Source organism: Mesorhizobium sp. M0276 (assembly GCF_040321755.1).
In the GTDB taxonomy this organism is placed as follows: Bacteria; Pseudomonadota; Alphaproteobacteria; order Rhizobiales; family Rhizobiaceae; genus Mesorhizobium.
On sequence record NZ_JAMYSC010000003.1, the window covers coordinates 192,033 to 209,511 of the forward strand.

Genomic DNA, 17,479 nt, shown 5'->3' on the forward strand with positions numbered 1-17,479 from the left:
TTGCCCTTCGAAGAGCCGCTTTTGTGTTGTATTGGAATGTGCATGCAGACGGTCGGCCACCATCGCGCAACGTTCGCGAGCAGTAGAATCTCCAACGCCGGCTTTTTAGCGGTCGTTGCAATCTGCGCAGTTTCCCTGCTTACCTTCGCGTTTTTGGTGGCAGAGATGCGCCTCGATCAAATTGCAGAAGTTGACAAGCGTCTCCTGCTCTCGCTGCGGAGCCCGTCTGACCTGTCTAATCCTCTGGGACCGGTTTGGTTCGAGGAGATGGTGCGGGATTTCACGGCGCTCGGCAGTACCGGCGTCCTTGTCTTCGTCACCGCAGCCGGAATTGGTTATATGTCCGTGCAAGGCATGGTAAAGGGTAGTCTTTACCTCCTATTCGTCGCCGCGACAGGCAGAGCATTGGATTTACTTTTGAAATTTTTGGTAGCGCGGCCTCGTCCAAATCTTGTATCACACATGGTTTCCGAGAGCACAACCAGTTTTCCGAGTTCTCATGCGATGATGTCCGCTATTATTTATTTGTCGATCGCAGTAATAGTTTTTTCTGACACCAATGCTAACAGGTTGGCTAAGATGTACTTGTTCGTTGTTGCCACTATACTTACCGGTGTAATTGGCGCGAGCAGGGTGTATCTTGGTGTTCATTGGCCGAGTGATGTGCTGGCGGGATGGGCAGCTGGAGCCTTTTGGGTTACCGTTTGTTGGATTTTGAAGATCCTGGTCCGAGGCTCGGTAAAATGACGGCAGGGACGGTCATGGTCTGGGAGTTCATCCAGTGGCCGGGCTTTCTGAAGGCCGCGCAATCGACGCCTCAGTTCCATTTGAGGTTCGACAGGACGAGATCTCTCATACGGAGGTTGCTTTGATCCCGTACGTCTTAAATACCGGTTCCGCCTAGGGTGTGTCCGCCGCAAGTAGTGGCTCACGCCAACGCAGTTGCCCTGCACTTCATGTACTATAATTTCGTCCGCATTCATGCTTCACTGCGGATGACCCCGGCGATGGCTGCCGGCGTGACCGGCAAGCTTTGGGAAATCGGGGATATCGTCGCGCTGATCGAGGCGAAGGAAGCTGAGAAGCACGCGGTGAGTACAAGAAAGAATAGGCATGCAACCTGAAACCGAATTGCTCAGTCAACTGGGACTATATTTTACCATCATGGTTGTTGTCGTTTCTGTATGCGCGACCATTATTGGAGGAATCGCCTTTTGGAAAACCGAGAAAGGAGGCGCCAAGACGTTTAGCCTACTTGTTCAAAGAGCGTCTGCTATTCAGATGGCGACCGTTGTACTCATCATATTGGGCGCCTGTTCACTTCGCATGTTGAACCTAATTTCATCCGAAGCAGTCGTCTCCATCCTCAGCGGGGTTGCCGGATATGTTCTCGGCGGCGTGTCGCGTTCATCGGCGAAGAATGATGAAGCCGACGAAAATTCAAACTGACCCACTACCAGGGCTTTGCAGTTCTTGTGCTGGCTCACTACCGGTCCTCGTGACGGTTTTCCTTGGTACCTGCTGTACAGGTAGCTGCTGGTCGTCACGACACTCGGGGTGGTCCATTTATGCGATACCCTTGTGGAGGTCCGGTTCTCGAGCTTACGGAATGCGCGCCTGCAACAGTCTGGCCAGGGTTCCCGTGTCAAAGCTTGCCGTTACGGCCATAGTCTCTTCTCCCTCGATCACCAGGGGGCGTCCCAGCGGCACAACACGGAAATGCAGCTGAACCAGCCGCAGCAGCCAGAGCGGATTCATCTCGATGATGCTCGTGTCGATACTACGAGCCAGACCCCATTCCACGATTCCTGAAAGCAGGGCATTGGCGACCGGGCTGAGCATACGGCCGCGCTCACGCCGGCCCGGTTCGACACAGTAACGGGTCCACTCCCAGATGTTGGGACCGGAGGGGCGATCTCCTTCACAAAGCTGCGGAAGCACCTCGGACAGAAGATGCGGCCGCAAAGACGGGAGCATGCGCTGATAGCCGATCACCTGGTCCTGCTCGACGTAAAGCATGTGAACTGCATACGTGTCATCAAAGCGGTCAGTTTCCCTGCCGTCGTCGCTGCGCAGAGCCGACCATCCTTTCTCGTCAACAAAGACCCTGTGGCGAAGCCGGAAAGCCTGTTCCATTTCGAGGCGATAGGCTTGGGCGTTTGCGGATGTGACGATATGGAGCATTGGCCGTCCTCCAGGATTGAGATCGGCCGAATATGGTGGAACTGCCGGCACCCCGGCATCACGTGATCCCGTGAGGCTTTTCAATCTATCAGGGAAAGCCTGAGCGCCTCTGCAACGGCGTGGATGGTGGTGCCCACTCCCAGCCGCTCGCGTACGACGCGCAGGTGGGTATCCACGGTGTTCCTGCTTATTGCCAGACGCTCTGCAATGCCCTCGACCGTAAGGCCCTCTGCCGCCCATCGCAGCACGTCTTTCTGCCTGGTCGACAGGTGGACAGGACGGACTGGCAGTTTGCCGTCGACGAGCGAGATTGCATGGCCCAGCGCAAAGGCAGCTATCAGCTGGAGAACCAGACCATAATCCGCCGGGATGTCGAGGCTCTCCCCGGCTACAGAGAAGCCGACCAGCATCCCTTCTACTGTTCTCAGCGCGACTGTCATCCCGTCCCGGAGCCGAAACTCGGTCGCCTCCGCCATGATCCGGGCACCCGTCGCGCCGGTACCGGAAAGCCTGCAGGCATCTCTCCACAGGAACGGCGGACTGTCACGACAGACAAGTCCTATCGTCGGATCATGGTAGAGATAGCCATTCGAAAAATACCGGACCGACCATTCCTGCGGCCAGGCATCCAGAAGCACATGCGACAGCTGCTCGTTACGGGACGAGCCCGGTTGAGGGATCTGACCGGCCAGCAGGTTTGTTGCTCCGAACCGGCCTGCAAATGCAAGAAGAGACCTGCAGATCTCATCGGGCGAACCGCTCTGGCGGATTCCCTCGAGAACGCTGCAGGTGTCATCGAGCCGTCGCCTCCAGTTGCGGGTGTTTCCGGTGGTCAAAACTGCATTGGGCTGTTCCGGTCTGCGAACCATAGTCCTGTCTGACCTGCGGGCTTCCCCCGGCCAGGCCGCCAGGGTGTTCCGGTCCGGACCGGATCTGTTGCCGCCGATTCGCCCAGGGCCCTTCCCGATGTCGACCTGCTCAGGCCGCTGCAGCGTCCGGCCGGGCGGCGTCGACGGTTTTTCTGTTCCTGACGAGGTCTGAACCCTTTTCGCCAATCATCATGACCGGCCCGTTTGTATTGCCACTGATCAGGACCGGCATGATCGATGAATCAATGACCCGCAGTCCGGCAATCCCCCGCACGCGCAGTTCGGGATCAACGACAGCCATTTCGTCCGTGCCCATCCTGCACGTGCCAACCGGATGATAGTCACAGCAGGCATACTGGCGGACATAGGACATGAGTTCCTCATCCGCCCGGGCAGATGGTCCCGGCAGGCGCTCGGTCTCGATGTGCCTTGCAATCTCGCTCTGGGACAGGACCTCGCGAATGATGCGGATCGACTTCAGTGCCATCTCCCGGTCAAAAGGATCACTGAGGTACCTCGGGTCGACCAGTGGCTCGTCGGAGGGATCGGCCGACTTCAGCCTGACGGACCCGACCGCTCCTCGGGCGCAGGAAAGTCGAATTGACCGTAAAGCCGCGCGCGTCTGGCAGAACTGTCTGCCCGCCTCGAACGACAGTCGCCGGTGCGAGGTGAATCTGCAGATCCGGACGTGAGGCGCCATCTGTCTGGAAGAAACCGCCGCCCTCGACAATTACCGAGGCTGCAGGTCCATTGCGGTAGAGCAGCCAGCGGATGCCATGCAGAAGCGCTCTCGGGTAACGGTCATGGCCGTCATAGCTGACGGGCTGCCTGAGCGTCAGATGCACGTTGGTGCACAGATGGTCCTGAAGGTTGCGGCCAACACCAGGAAGATCGGCAACCGGCCGGATGCCCAGCGCTTCCAGCTCGCCGGCGGGGCCAATGCCCGACAGGAGCAGCAGCCTCGGTGAATTGATGGCGCCGCCAGATACAATGATCTCGCGTTCCGCCTTCAATGTCATGCAGCGCTGGCCATCTGCCAGTTCGACACCCGTTGCCTTTCCATTCTCGACGACGATGCGGGTCACCCTGGCATGGGTCTTCACTGTCAGGTTGGCGCGGTCCGCCACCGGATGAAGGTAGGAGACAGCCGCCGAACGCCTGCGGCCGTCGCGGCAGGTGACCTGATAGAATCCGGCGCCATACATCGTCTCGCCGTTGAAATCGGGATTGTACGGCAGCCCGTACTGCTGGACCGCGCGAACAAACGCCCGGGTCAGCGGATGCGGGCTTATCTGGTCAGAAACCGCAAGAGGTCCACCCAGACCATGATAGCGGTTCGCCAGCCTGTCATTGTCTTCAGACCTGCGGAAATAGGGCAGGACGTCCTCATAGCCCCAGCCTTCGTTCCCGAGGGCCGCCCAGTTGTCATAGTCCTCTTTCTGGCAGCGAATGTAGATCATCGCGTTGATCGAACTGGAGCCGCCAAGCGTCTTGCCCTGCGGATACCAGATCGAACGGTTGTCCAGATGTTCCTGCGGCACGGTGTGGAAGCGCCAGTTGACCCCGGGACCGAACAGTTTGCCTATGCCCCCGGGAATGTGGATCATCGGATTCCAGTCGCGGCTGCCGGCCTCGAGAAGCAGCACCTTTACTTCCGGATCCTCGCTAAGCCTGCTGGCAAGCACACAGCCTGCCGAGCCTGCCCCCACTATGATGTAATCCCACATGCGTTTCCTCCTGCACTACTGCTCCGCCAGTAGCCGCCCGGACCGAGCCTGGCATGCCGCCGGGACCTTCAGCCGGCGTCCCGGGCCAAAGGCCGCTATCGCCCGCGGAAAACGGGCTGCCGCTTCTCGGCAAATGCCCGAAGTCCTTCAGTCCGGTCCTCCATCGCGAAAGCCTCTACCGCGAGTGCGTGTTCGATACGCAGGCCCTCGTCGAGTGGCGTCCGTTCCGCGGCCTGGACCGCACGTTTGGCGAAAGGAGTGATCGCGACCGAGTTGTCGGCAATCGAGCTACCCAGCTGCAGGGCCCGCTCGAGCAGTCCGTCGTCCGGAACCACTTCGCTGACCAGGCCCTTCCGCTCTGCAAGTCCCGCATCGACCATCTCTCCGGTCAGGATCATCTGCATGGCGAAGGACTTGCCCACGACCCTGGGCAGCCGCTGCGTGCCTCCGTCGCCCGGAAATGAACCGATCCTGATTTCGGGGCATGAAAACTTCGCCGTTTCTGCCGCAAGGACGACGTCGCACAGAAGAACAAGCTCCAGCCCGCCGCCCATCGCAAAGCCGTTGACGGCGGCAATCAGCGGCTTCGGGAAACGTTCGACCGCACGCCAGCTGTCCAGACGTTCGGGATCGGCATAGGACGCAAGGCCTCTGGCGAGCATGTCCGATATGTCGGCTCCTGCCGAGAACGCGCGGCCAGCACCCGTGAGGACCACGCAGCCAACGCTGGAATCCTGTTCGGCACCCCGCAGGCAGGCTGCGAGCTCTTTCAGCAGCGCTTTCGACATGACATCCCGTTGAATGGCGCCAGCGTGATCGGTCCGGCGCGATGCCGTCGCCCGGCACGATCATGTGAACATAGGGATGTGGGTCATCGCCGACCCAATGTGTGGAGCACGCGGCGATGCTGATCTTGGCGTCGAGGTGCCTGCGATCGGCCGCGATCGTCAGCATCGCCTCACGGTCAGTTCGTGCCGTTCGATCTGGGAGAGCCCTGATGGGCCGCCATTGGACTTGCCACCCAACAGGCGATCCATCGACCATTGCGAAGTTGGCACATGGATCAATACAGCGCTCAGTTTCGCCGCCGAGAATTGAAGCTGGCCACGCGCGTGTCCTTCGACTGGGATGCGGAGAAACTCACCGATTTTAAAGCGGAAAGAAAATTTCGTTGCGGCTCAGTTGGCGACCATTGCTTGCGTGTCGACACTCCAATGGTGCGTCTTGTCTCCTCAAGCTCGATATCCAGCACCGACAACTGACCCGTGAACTGTTCGAATTCGATTTGATGGGCCGACAACAATGCCAGCATATCTGAGTTCAGCAGGAGGCTGCGGCTCGTGATCTGGCATCCCACTTCCAATATATTTCTTGGCTGCTGTATGCCCCTCGTCTGAAACATCTTTTCGAAGAGATGACGAGCCGGCGATCCATCTCGACTAACAATCCAAGGATATTCAACGGTGTCGCCTATCGAAACGTTTCCGCGCTTACACAGCGGATGGCCGCTACGAGCGACAATGGAAAGCGGAAGCTCGATGAGCCCGACGCAATCAAACTCATCCTCCCGATGCTGATGCCGCAGTGCCCCGACCATGAGATCGATCTCTCCGGTCCGCAACTGTTGTAGCAGATCGTCGTAGGCGCCATCGGCAATGATCACTTCCAAGTTGGGAAAGGATCTCAGCGTCAGCAAAACCGCGTCGGGTATGAGTTGTGCCCGAGCGAAGGGCATCGACCCGATACGGAGCGTCCCGCCACGAGTACCGCACCCAATGGCGATTTCGTCGGTGCCAAGCTCCAGTTCGCGGATCGAAGTCGCGAAACGTGTTCCCGCGTCGGTAAACAGAATTCCTGTGGAAGTCCGATGCATCAGCAGGCACCCGATGGTGAGTTCGAGCGCCCGGATCGTACGCTTGAGCGAAGTTGCGGAAACGCCAAGGGCAGCCGAGCTCGATTCCCACTCCCGGGTTTTTGAAAGAGAGGCGAGCGCAATGAACTGAACAGAGGATATCTGGTAGAAATGATCGGCCGAGAACGAGTCGGGCCTTGCCGACCAATAGCCACGTTCCAGCTCGCCGATTGCTCGATTGACGCGATCGATCAATTTTGACCCGGGCGACGTCGGAAGCATACCTCCTCGATGGCGCACAAAAAGCTCCTCGTCGCACCATTCCTCCACGCATGCGATGGCCTGTGAGACAGCTGGCTGAGTAACGAACAATTCGCATGCCGCCCGGTTGACGCTTTGCAAGCGCGCAACTGCGCTAACGGCCCGCAGATGCCGGATATTGGGCATGCTATTCGCTCTCATCTGCCACCCCATCCTCGGAGGACCGTTCGAACTTCGGTAAGGAGCCCGCTTGGTATCGCCCCGCGTGAGCGCAGGGCGATACCTCGGTGTCGGTGCGCCAAAGCAGGGAGCCGCGGCTGCATGAACGTTGGATCAATCAGGCTTCGCCCGATATGCGTCTGGCAGGATCATGACCTCGTCAGCACGGGTGTAGCCGCCGTCTTTGACTTCCTCGATCAGAACCATCGTGAAAGGGCGTGCCCCTTCGCCGAAATAGCCTACGAAGAGCTCGGTGACGGAATGGGCCAGTTCGGCTTTCTGCTTTCTGTTCAGCGCGGCTTCGGGGAGTTTGATATTTGCAAAGGGCATCGAGAATTCCTTTTGTCATTCGTATATTTGCTTCGACTGATCATTGAAGGATTGCCTGTGACGCCCCCCAAGGTGCGACAGGTTGCGTCAAACCAACGGCTCGTGAGCAAAGCCAGCTGATGTCGCGTGGACGCTGGCTGCCACTTCACTTGTGGCGTCTTGGGTCGGGGCTGTCGACTTCTCCTTCAATGCCTGAATGTGATAGCCGATAAACGCGCGCCGATAATCCAGCCGCCTTTGCATTCACTGTTTAATGGGTGCTAACAATGAGCGCATGGATCACCTTGATAGTATGCGCTTGTTTTTGAGGGTTGTTGATCGTCGTTCGTTCACGATGGCGGCGTCAGACCTCGGAATTCCGCGCTCGACGACAACTGTAGTGATCCGCGAACTTGAGCGGCATCTGAATTGCCGACTCCTCAATCGAACAACGCGCGTCGTTAGTCCGACCGTTGATGGCCAAATATACTATGGACACTGCGTCGCTGTGCTTGCGAGCATAGACGAAGCCGAAGCCAGTTTTCGCAATCCTCAACCGAGCGGTTTGTTACGGATTGACGCCCACGGAATGCTGACCCGCACGTTTCTGCTGCCGAAACTGTCGGAGTTTCTTGCCCGTTATCCGCAGATCGACCTGGACATCGGTCAGGGCGACCGTTTGGTTGACTTGGCGCGTGAGGGAATTGACTGTGCTATTCGTGTCGGCGAGCTAACCGACAGCACGCTGATCAAGCGTCCTCTGGCAAGCATTCCGGAGATCACCTGCGCCAGTCCGGCTTATCTGGCTCGACACGGCACGCCGCAAAGTCCGGATGAGTTGAACTCTCACCAGATGATTGGTTTCATATCCTCACGGACGGGAACCATGATGCCACTCGAGTTTCGGGTCGGCGGCAAGACGATGAAAACAACTCTCCCGAGCCGCGTGACCGTCAATGACTCAGATACATCAGCCGAATTGGCTCGTCTTGGCTTCGGTCTCGTGCAGGCGCCGCTTTATCGCTTCTCAAAAGACCTGGTCAATGGCACGCTGGTGGAGGTGCTAAAGCCGTACAGGCCTACGGAAACCATCGTATCGGCTATCTATCCGCAAGCGCGTCAGACCTCTCCCCGCTTGAGGGTGTTCCTCGATTGGACAAGCAAGGTGTTCAGCAAGATTGGCTAGGCAGATTGCTTGTGAATGCCGCGGCCACACCCTTGCCGGAAATTTCTGAGCCGCAAGCGTCGCTCGCCAGGCCACTGCCCGCCCACAAGCAGGCGAGCGACCGGAGGCGCAGACGAACTGACCAGCAGGGGCGACTTTCGATTCAGGCGTGCATGGCGCCGCACGGGCTCAGAAACACCATTTCATTGTCCATGGCCAAATAGGGCTGCAGGGCAATGAGAAGGGTTCGGATATAGGGCGTCGCGAGATGTGCCAAAAACGCGTCGCGGTTTTTGTAGACTTCGTAGAAGTGGAAGATGCCGGGATTAACAATGTCGCGATTGAGTTGGTAGAACACGCAACCTGGTTCTGCTCGCGTTGGTTCAACGACCGACATCAGCAGCCTTTCAAGGGCGTTCTCCATTCCCTCCACGGCATGCAGCTTGACAATAAGCGCATATCCCTGTGCCCCCCAGGGGGAAGCCTGCGGAAATTGTGAATCAACAACTCTGGTACTCATGCCGTCCTCACTTACTGTGTGTATTTGAGCTAACAATCGTGCTCGTTTCAATCCGTATTTGATCGCTTTGCCGCCCCGGTGAAGGATTTGATAAAAGGTCTCCGAACGAGCCTTTCGCCATGATGCGGACGGTGCAAATGTGTGGTCAATTTCATCTGGAATTGAATTTTCCTCACGCCGGGAAATCAAAGGGCATGGCACATAACAAGTGCCATGCCCTCCAGATCAACGAGCCCACATTTTTTTGTATTGGTCTCTATAGTTATTGCTTGGATCGTAGACTCCCTTGTCACCACCTTCGACGCCAACGTTCTCGGCCGTAACGAGGTGAGGATAGGAAACGAAGCTGCTCGGTTCCTTGCCGTTCAGGGCTCGCACGATTTCGTCCGCGATCTGCCAACCATGGGCCTGCAGCGGTTCGGCCACTGTGGCTATCTGATGTTCGTGGTTGCGGATCCGGTCAAAGGCGGCCGGGCTGCCGTCGCCAGCCGCAATCATGTAGGGTGCAGCATCGGGCTCGACGCCGACGGCGCTGAGTGCTGGAATAGCCGCATCCCAGTACAGATCGTTGATCGAAAGCATGTATGTCAGCTTGCTGCCGAGCTTTTGATAATCGGCGACCGCGACAGCGCCCATACGCTGCTGAATTTCCTCAAACGGGAAATTGTTAATCGCCAGGATCGCGGCCTTGGAGCTTTGCTTGATTACATCTCCCATGGCGTCTTCCTTGATGCGGCACAGCGCGAATTGATCGCCGCAACTAACAAGCGAGACGGCGGCCGCTCCTTTGCTTGCCACAAGGGCGCAGGAGGCTGCGACCTTAGCAATCTCAACCGGATCACTGCTGATATTGGTGAACAGGCCCGGATATTTCGACTGAAAACCGGAGGCCTCGCCCGTATGGTTTCCGACAACGATGATCCCCGCAGCCTTCGCTTCATCAATCAGTTGACCCGCTGATTTCGGCTCATAGCTACTGACGACGATAGCTTTCGGCGAAAGGGCGATGGCTTGGGACAGGGCGTCCAGATTGGTGCTGGGAGAATTTTGACCGTCGATCAGCTTGACGTCCCAGCCGATCGCGGCGGCCGCTTCCTTCAAGCCGTCATACACCCCGATATCGCCGGGATTGTTCGCGTTGGAGGCGCTATAGACGATCTTGACGTCTTTCGGCGCTGTGAAGCTGGACGTTGGTCCATCCCATGTCGAACTGACGCCGGCTGCGTGATTGACGATCTTCTGAGCTTCAGCCAATACGGGATCGGCCGGAAGGCTCTGGTTTACCTCGCAAACGGCGCCTTCCGGCAGCGCTTCGGCCGCGTAGGCCATCGGTGCGAAGGTGGCAGATGGCATGCTGGACAGTGTCGTCAGCAACGATGTGGCTATAAAACACGGGCGGATGAATCGTGAGACCGGCCGTCTTTTGGAATGTGTCATGTTCGCTCCTCTCTCTTTTTCTTTGAGATCATCCGCCGCGGCATGACGGCCGCTGCGGTGAATTTGCTTTGTGTTATCGATTGCCCCCGCGGCCGGACGAGTATGTCGCCAGGCCGACGCCAAGGATCAGGGTGACGCCGTTGAAGAGCGGGACCACGAAAAACTGTGCTCCCAACTGCTGCAAGCCTGAGATGCCTATCCCGAGCAGCATCACGGCAATCACCGTTCCCCAGGGGTTAGGCCTGCCCGGATTGATCGTCGTTGAGCCAAGTATGGCGCCGACAAAAATCGGTAGAAGGTAATCTGGGCCAGTACTGACGGACCCAGTCCGCAGTCTCGATGCCAGGATGATGGCGGCAATAGCAACGATCAGGCCCCCGAAGACATAGGTGCCGAGGACGATCTTTCGCGATGAAATGCCGGTCAGTTCGGCAGCCCGTCTGTTGGCGCCTAAAGCATAAAGCTGTCTGCCGGTCTTGGTGTATTCGAGCACAAACCATGCCAGGGAGGTGATGACAATCACGTAGACAGCCGCGACCGGCAGGCCGAAGAGCTTGGCCGAATAGATATTGGTGAAGCCCTTGGGCAAAGATCCGAATAGCTGCTGGCCGTTGGTGTACCAGTTGGACAAACCGTATGCGATTGTCCCGGTTCCCAATGTCGCGATGAAGGAATTGATCCGGAAGTAGTAGACGAGGATGCCGTTGATCAAGCCAATCACCGTGCCGATGCTGAGCACCAGAACGATCGCAAGGGGCCACGGAATGTTCTGCTTGACGATAAGACCAATCATCAAGATGTGCAGAAGTCCGACGACGAAGCCGATCGACAGATCATATTCGCCAATGATGATGATCAGCATTTCAGCGATGGCCAGTATCGTGACGATAACCATCGCATCAAGAATCGAGCGTGCGGTAGTGACCGTGGGAAAGGTGTCCGGCACCAGCACGGAAAAGGTGACAACCAGGAGCAAGGCCAGCAAAAGCAGCAAGTACTTCGATAAGACCGTGCGGGCCGTAGACACAACAAATTCTTGCATGAGATTTCACTTCTTAGTTTAAGGCGCCACTCGCCGCGTGCGTGATCGTTGCGACGGACAAGTCAGCTGCGGATATTTCTTGTGCGATGGTGCCCCGATCGAAGGCGAGTACCCGTCCGCAAATCATGGCGAGTTCCTCGAAGTCACTTGAGATGACAATGACGCCCAGACCCCGTGCAGCGAGCTCATAGATCAACCCATAGATTTCCGCCCTCGCCCCGACATCGATGCCGATGGTCGGGTCCTCGAGGACAAGGACGCGCAAATCCACATTTAGCCATCGCCCCAGCACCACCTTCTGCTGGTTACCGCCTGAGAAGAATCCAACCATGGTTTCGGGCCGCAGTGGGCGCAGCATCACCTGGCCCGCCAGCTCCGTGGCGCTGAAACGCTCGCGCTTCTTCCCGATCAGCCAGCCGGGATGCCTTTTTGAGATCTTCGGATTGATGAAGAGATTTTCTCGCGCCGTGAGCGTCATCGCCAGCGCCTCCTGTTCACGTCGGCTCGTCGCAAAGCCAATCCCTAAGGCAATGGCGTCGCGGACGGATTTGAGGGAGGTGGCGATGCCGGCGAGCTCAATCTTTCCCGCGGTAAAGGGCGCTATACCGGCGATTGCGCGGCCGACCTCTTCGTGACCTGCGCCGCGAAGACCAGCCAGTCCCAAGATCTCGCCGCGCCTCAGTGCCAAATCGATGGGCTGGATCGCATCGCCGATCAGTCCGCCCTGGATCATGAGAACAGGGCCTCCATCCGGCAGGTCCACCGGGTCGCGCCGCTGTGCGACCTGGCCGGTGCCGACAATCGCCTTGACGACCTCGCTGTCAGAGATGTCGTCGATGGAGCGATCGGCCACCACTTGGCCGTCACACAGGATCGTCACCCGGTCCGCAATTCGCCTGACTTCATCAAGGCGATGGGTAACAAAAATGATGCTGATGCCCTGGGCCTTCAGTCCAGCCAGGATCTCGAAGAGGCGGTTTACGTCTGAATCTGGCAGGCTGGCAGTGGGCTCGTCCAACACCAGAACACTGCATTTGTTTGCAAGCGCTCGCCCGATCGCCACTAAGGACTGCTCGGCACGGCTGAGATCGGCGACCTTTGCGTCGACATCGATCGAACCGGCGACCCCGGACAGGGTTTCGATCGCCTGCTTCCGAACGTCGCGCCAGGAAATGCGGCCCATCCGCTTGGGATAGCCGCGCACCAAGGCAATGTTTTCCGCGACGCTAAGACTATCCACCAGGGCCAGATCCTGATGGATGAACTCGATGGTCGACTCTGCCTGCAAGTCGTGGTTCGGTACCAGCCGGGTCTCGCCACTGTCGCATTTATGGTAACCAGCCAAGATCCGGATCAGCGTGGACTTGCCAGCCCCGTTTGCACCGAGCAACGCATGGATTTCACCAGCATTCACGTTGAAGGTGACGCCGCGTAGCGCCTGGAAATTGCCAAACTGCTTTACGACGTTGTCAATCATCAGACGGGGCGTTGGGCTTGGCTTTTCGGCTTCGGCAGACGCAGCCAACAAAGCGATTGACGGGGAACCGGCTAACGGTAGGTCGCCCGCCTTGCTTGCCTCATCTTGCATTTGCATGAACGGGACCATTTGGCCTTGCTCCTCCCCTGCGGCAACTCGCGTGGCGTACACATCTGCCGCACTTGCCATGCGATCCCGCCTTCGGCGATCCAACACTCCCTTTGGATCGACCGGCGATTTTTCGACATGACCGGCAGGCGCTAAGGCCCCTGGTTGTCCTTGCAAAATTCTTACAGCATCCGGTGTTCCAGGCTGAATAAATAGTCCTAGCAGCGCCATAAGTTTCTTCGCCGGCTTCAGGTGACGCGCGGGACTCTCAAGCAAAAGATCCGCTGTCCTTGCGAACGGCGGATCTCTAAAATTCGGTCTGGCTGTCACTGCTTTCGCACGTCGCTCAGCGCGGTTGTCAACTGTTGATCGTGACCCATTTCAGATCGGACATTACCTCGATGTCGGCCCCAGTGCCCTCCTTGCCGAACCCGCTGTCGCCGGTCCCTCCGAACGGCACATGAGCTTCGTCCTGCAGGGCGCTGGTATTGATGTGGCACATGCCCGCCTCGACATGTTGCGCAAAGTGCAGCGCCTTATCGATGTTGCTGGTGAAGATCGCCGATGAAAGACCATAGTTGGAGTCATTGGCCAACCGCAGCGCCTCTTCATAATTGGACACCGAGTAGACCGACACGACCGGGCCGAACGTTTCGTCGCGGGCGCACAGCATGCCATCCTTGACGCCGGCAAGAACAGTCGGTTCCATGCGGTTGCCATGCCACTTTCCGCCCGTGAGCAGTTGAGCGCCATTGTGGACCGCGTCCAGGATATGCTCCTGAACCCGCTTGCGCTGGCGCTCGGAAATGATGGGTCCGATCACCGTCTCTGGGCTTCGAAGATCGCCAATCCCAAGCCTGGAGACGAATTCGACGAACTTCTTTACGAACTCGTCATAAACGCCTTCCTCCACATAAATGCGGCTGTTGCCCATGCAGACCTGGCCTTGATAGGTAAAGATGCCCATCGACCCGGCTGCCACCGCCTTCGGAATATTGGCGTCGGCCAAGACCACCATCGGACTTTTGCCGCCCAACTCCAGGGTCACGCGCTTATTGTCGCGCGCGCAGATGGACTGGATGTGCTTGCCGACCCGGCTGGAACCGGTGAACGTGACCATCGCCACATCCGGATGCCCGGTCAGTGCATCGCCGATATCGACACCGTAGCCGGTCACGAGGTTGAATGTTCCGGCGGGAAAACCTGCATCCTCGTAGACCTTTGCCAGCATGCCGCTGATGATCGGTGCTTCTTCCGAGCAGAGAAGGACGACGGTGTTCCCCAATGCCAGCGGATTGGCCGTCAGACGCACGCCTTTGATCAGGGGAACATTGAAAGGTGTGATCGCGGCGACGACGCCGAGCGGCGCCCGCATCGACATCGAAATGCGTCCCGGAACATCGGACGGAATGGTTTTGCCGGTCGCCGTCCGGACCATTCCCGCAGCAGCGCGCATGAAGGTGAGCGCGCGGCCGAATTCGTGTTCGGCCTTGCGCAATGGTGAGCCGATTTCATCGACCAGAGCGTCGACGAATTCAGTTTTTCGCGCAAGCAGCAATTCTGAGGCCCGGAACAACAGGGCCTCGCGTTCTGTGACCGTCGTGCTTGCGTATTTCGGGAAAGCGGCCTTAGCGGCGGCAACGGCGCGGGCGACATCGCCTGCCGCCGCAAGTGCGGCACGACCATAAAGAGCACCGGTCTCCGGATTGAGGTCATCGAACCGTCGCCCACTTTCGGCCTCGCTCCAGGCACCGCCGATAAAAAGTCTGGTTTCCTTCAAATTCTCAACCATCACTGCATTCCTCAATCAGTTCGTTATTTGGACTGGATGGTTGCAATGAATAAGCCGAACAACGCAGGACGGGGTTATAAGGAAAACCGTATCGGCGAATAATTTCGTGCGCGGTGACGCTGATCCCGGCAAGCGCGAAATTGGGACGGGCCGGGATGTGCCCGCATCTCTGGTACAGAATACGGCGGAAGCCTTGCCGTGTGGACGCGGTCAGGGCCGTTGTCGGGTCCGTCCCGCCCACAGGTTCCACGCGCGATCGACCTGGCCGGAATTGGTTTCGTCCGCCAACGCGGCCTCACCTTCGGTTAAGGCGGTGTACTCGCCCATGGTGATGGCGGTCATCTGCACCTTGGCGTTTTGCTCGGCGTAGACTGCCCGGAAAACGGCCTGACGCACGTCGCGGCCCACGACTGTTATGCCGTGGCCTCGCATGAGCACCAGCGCCTGCCGGCCCAACGATGCTGCGAGATCCTGTCCCATCTTCAGATTTCTCACCAGCATGTCGCAGTCACAGCCTTCAAAGACCGCCGCGTCGTAAACCGCGGTACAGCGCCCGATAAATCCAGCCATATGGGTGACAGCGGCAAAACGCTGCGATTTGGAAATCGTAAAAGGAAGTACAGCGGGGGAATGGGAATGGACAATCCCGTACACATCGCTCCGTTCCTGATAGATCGCAGCGTGAATGAACCGCTCCAGGTACAGATGACTGCCGCTCCCGTCGATTTCATGGCCCTCAAGGTCCAGCGTGACGAGATCGTCCAGGCTCACCTGGGCCGGCGCCAGACTGCGGGAGATGATAAACTGGCCCGGGGTTGCCGGGTCGCGCCCGCTGACATGACCAAAGCCGTCCAGCACTCCTTCCTGGAACAGGATGTGGTTTGCCATGACCACGTCTTGATGCAGTTCCATTCGCTCTCTCCTGCCAGCGGCGTGCCTACTCTCCCATCCACCTCAGGCCCGTCTATCGCAGCCTGATATGGATGTTCTTCTCCTGGGTGAACGCCAGCAGTTCGCTGAGGCATTCCTCTCGACCGATCCCGGATTGCTTGAACCCGCCGAACGGTGTGCCGAGGAAATGCTTGGAGACTTCGTTGATCCAGATAAAGCCGGATTTGATCCTGGCGGCCGTCAGATGCGCAAGATTGAGGTCGTTGGTCCAGATCGAACCCGTCAACCCGTATTCGACCGAATTGACGTCGAAGATCATGGAGGCCCAGTCACTCCAGCGCAGAACCGATAGGATCGGTCCGAACACTTCTTCTCTCGCAATTCGCATGGACTGCGTCACATCCACGAAGATCGTCGGTTCAATGAAAAACCCGTTCTTCAGCTCTTGCTTGTCTGGCCGCTTGCCGCCGTGGAGAAGCGTTGCGCCTTCACCCTTGGCCACATCGATATAGTCCAGAGTTTTCTTGTATTGCACTTCGCTGACCAGTGCGCCCATCGTGGTCGCCGGATCGGTGGGCACACCGGGCTGGAACCGCGCGACGTGGTCCTTTATCCTGCTTACGACGGCATCGTGGATGGCGTCGTGCAGGAACAATCGGCTGGTCGAGCCGCAGGACTGACCACACCAGGTGAAATTCATCCCGCGGACTGCCGCCTCGGCAACCTCATCGGGATCGGCGTCGGCAAAGGCGACAAGCGCGTTCTTGCCGCCGAGTTCAAGCAGGATCGGCTTGAGGCCCTGCGATGCACCTCGCATGACGGCGCGTCCTGTCGGCACGCTACCGATCAGGGTGACCATTGCAACTTTCTCGTGCGATGTCAGAGCGGCGCCCACGACCGCCCCGCCCGTCAGCACGTTGAAGACCCCGTCGGGAAGTAGATTGCCGATGAGTTCGGCAAGCCGCAAGGCCGAAAGCGGTGCCTGCTCCGGCGGCTTCATGATGACGCTGTTGCCAGCCGCGATCGGGGCGGCCGCCTTAGCGGCCGTAAACATCAAGGGATGGTTAAACGCCACGATGCGGGCCACAACGCCCATCGGCTCGCGGACACTGAAATTGACCGCATTCGGTCCCACCGGGATCGACGCTCCCTTCAGTTCCGTAACCAGTCCGGCGAAGAAGTCCCACTGGTTGGCTGCATTCAACACATCTCGAGTCATTTCCGCGACGGGGTTGCCACCATCGGCTGCGTCCAGAAAGGCCAAATCTGCACAATTTGCCCTTATGACAGTGGCGACCTCACGCATGATTTTGGCGCGATCGAGCGGAGCGACCTGCGACCACTGCTCGAATCCGGACTGAGCTGCTTCGACTGCCCGATCGACATCGGTGGGGCTTCCCCAACTGAATGAGCCCACAGCCGTGCCATCAGCTGGGCTTAGCGATTGTCCAATCTCGCCGCCCTGGGTCTCATACCATCTACCGCCATAGAACTGGTCCTGATGAACAGGCAAAGTGCTGGCAAGTGTTTGTTGGATGCTGGTCATTTCGCAAATCCACCTTCTTCGAAATTGTTTTGCAACATTAGTCGCATGAAGGCCGGTAGACGCATTGCGAATGCGTGCTC

15 protein-coding genes and 3 pseudogenes are annotated in these 17,479 nt (G+C 58.2%); 4 read left to right on the plus strand and 14 right to left on the minus strand.

All coding sequences use genetic code 11. The features are described 5' to 3' along the window. Nucleotides 1-42: 42 nt before the first annotated feature. The 3 genes and pseudogenes from NKJ01_RS04160 (at nucleotide 43) to NKJ01_RS04170 (ending at nucleotide 1,449) form a co-directional block, all read left to right on the plus strand. Complete coding sequence (locus NKJ01_RS04160) at nucleotides 43-747, plus strand: phosphatase PAP2 family protein (RefSeq protein WP_352726352.1); 705 nt, start codon at nucleotides 43-45, stop codon at nucleotides 745-747. Nucleotides 748-917: 170 nt separating this feature from the next. Next, nucleotides 918-1,124 (plus strand): annotated as a pseudogene (locus tag NKJ01_RS04165) (hypothetical protein); the annotation flags it as partial. Next, nucleotides 1,114-1,449 carry a hypothetical protein gene (locus NKJ01_RS04170; protein ID WP_352726353.1) on the plus strand — a complete coding sequence of 112 codons (336 nt, stop codon included), beginning with the start codon at nucleotides 1,114-1,116 and terminating at the stop codon, nucleotides 1,447-1,449. The pseudogene NKJ01_RS04165 and the gene NKJ01_RS04170, both read left to right, overlap by 11 nt. Before the next feature lie 153 nt (nucleotides 1,450-1,602). Here NKJ01_RS04170 and NKJ01_RS04175 read toward each other — a convergent pair whose 3' ends face one another. The 7 genes and pseudogenes from NKJ01_RS04175 to NKJ01_RS04205 all read right to left on the minus strand — a co-directional run bounded on the left by NKJ01_RS04175 (nucleotide 1,603) and on the right by NKJ01_RS04205 (nucleotide 7,442). After that, a complete protein-coding gene (locus NKJ01_RS04175) occupies nucleotides 1,603-2,184 on the minus strand; it encodes an acyl-homoserine-lactone synthase (RefSeq protein ID WP_352726355.1) in 582 nt (193 codons plus the stop codon). Nucleotides 2,185-2,264: 80 nt separating this feature from the next. Continuing rightward, nucleotides 2,265-3,053: a helix-turn-helix transcriptional regulator gene (locus NKJ01_RS04180; RefSeq protein ID WP_352726357.1), complete on the minus strand. Its 789-nt coding sequence runs from the start codon at nucleotides 3,051-3,053 to the stop codon at nucleotides 2,265-2,267. A gap of 109 nt (nucleotides 3,054-3,162) precedes the next feature. Next, nucleotides 3,163-4,780, minus strand: a pseudogene (locus NKJ01_RS04190) (GMC family oxidoreductase). A gap of 95 nt (nucleotides 4,781-4,875) precedes the next feature. Next, complete coding sequence (locus NKJ01_RS04195; RefSeq protein ID WP_352726361.1) at nucleotides 4,876-5,568, minus strand: enoyl-CoA hydratase/isomerase family protein; 693 nt, start codon at nucleotides 5,566-5,568, stop codon at nucleotides 4,876-4,878. A 19-nt stretch (nucleotides 5,569-5,587) separates the two neighbouring features. After that, nucleotides 5,588-5,740, minus strand: a pseudogene (locus NKJ01_RS36405) (IS91 family transposase); the annotation flags it as partial. 115 nt (nucleotides 5,741-5,855) lie between these two features. Next, nucleotides 5,856-7,079: a LysR substrate-binding domain-containing protein gene (locus tag NKJ01_RS04200; protein ID WP_352726363.1), complete on the minus strand. Its 1,224-nt coding sequence runs from the start codon at nucleotides 7,077-7,079 to the stop codon at nucleotides 5,856-5,858. Nucleotides 7,080-7,226: 147 nt separating this feature from the next. Further along, the gene (locus NKJ01_RS04205) at nucleotides 7,227-7,442 is read right to left on the minus strand and encodes a tautomerase family protein (protein ID WP_352599932.1); all 216 of its coding nucleotides are present in this window, start codon (nucleotides 7,440-7,442) and stop codon (nucleotides 7,227-7,229) included. A gap of 274 nt (nucleotides 7,443-7,716) precedes the next feature. On the opposite strand from NKJ01_RS04205, the gene NKJ01_RS04210 reads away from it, so the two are divergent. Next, the gene (locus NKJ01_RS04210; protein ID WP_352726366.1) at nucleotides 7,717-8,607 is read left to right on the plus strand and encodes a LysR family transcriptional regulator; all 891 of its coding nucleotides are present in this window, start codon (nucleotides 7,717-7,719) and stop codon (nucleotides 8,605-8,607) included. A 142-nt stretch (nucleotides 8,608-8,749) separates the two neighbouring features. Here NKJ01_RS04210 and NKJ01_RS04215 read toward each other — a convergent pair whose 3' ends face one another. The 7 genes from NKJ01_RS04215 to NKJ01_RS04245 all read right to left on the minus strand — a co-directional run bounded on the left by NKJ01_RS04215 (nucleotide 8,750) and on the right by NKJ01_RS04245 (nucleotide 17,399). Next, nucleotides 8,750-9,106, minus strand: a complete 357-nt coding sequence (locus NKJ01_RS04215) for a putative quinol monooxygenase (protein WP_352726369.1) — start codon at nucleotides 9,104-9,106, stop codon at nucleotides 8,750-8,752. A gap of 225 nt (nucleotides 9,107-9,331) precedes the next feature. Beyond that, entirely contained in the window at nucleotides 9,332-10,543 is a 1,212-nt protein-coding gene (locus NKJ01_RS04220; RefSeq protein WP_352726372.1) for a substrate-binding domain-containing protein, read from the minus strand. 73 nt (nucleotides 10,544-10,616) lie between these two features. Then, on the minus strand, nucleotides 10,617-11,585 hold the full coding sequence (locus NKJ01_RS04225; protein WP_352726374.1) for an ABC transporter permease: 969 nt from the start codon (nucleotides 11,583-11,585) through the stop codon (nucleotides 10,617-10,619). Between the two features lie 13 nt (nucleotides 11,586-11,598). Next, a complete protein-coding gene (locus tag NKJ01_RS04230; protein ID WP_352726376.1) occupies nucleotides 11,599-13,251 on the minus strand; it encodes a sugar ABC transporter ATP-binding protein in 1,653 nt (550 codons plus the stop codon). A gap of 277 nt (nucleotides 13,252-13,528) precedes the next feature. After that, the gene (locus NKJ01_RS04235; protein WP_352726378.1) at nucleotides 13,529-14,962 is read right to left on the minus strand and encodes an aldehyde dehydrogenase family protein; all 1,434 of its coding nucleotides are present in this window, start codon (nucleotides 14,960-14,962) and stop codon (nucleotides 13,529-13,531) included. Between the two features lie 210 nt (nucleotides 14,963-15,172). Next, nucleotides 15,173-15,874, minus strand: a complete 702-nt coding sequence (locus NKJ01_RS04240) for a class II aldolase/adducin family protein (protein WP_352726381.1) — start codon at nucleotides 15,872-15,874, stop codon at nucleotides 15,173-15,175. A gap of 52 nt (nucleotides 15,875-15,926) precedes the next feature. After that, a complete protein-coding gene (locus NKJ01_RS04245; protein ID WP_352726383.1) occupies nucleotides 15,927-17,399 on the minus strand; it encodes an aldehyde dehydrogenase family protein in 1,473 nt (490 codons plus the stop codon). Between the last annotated feature and the right edge of the window lie 80 nt (nucleotides 17,400-17,479).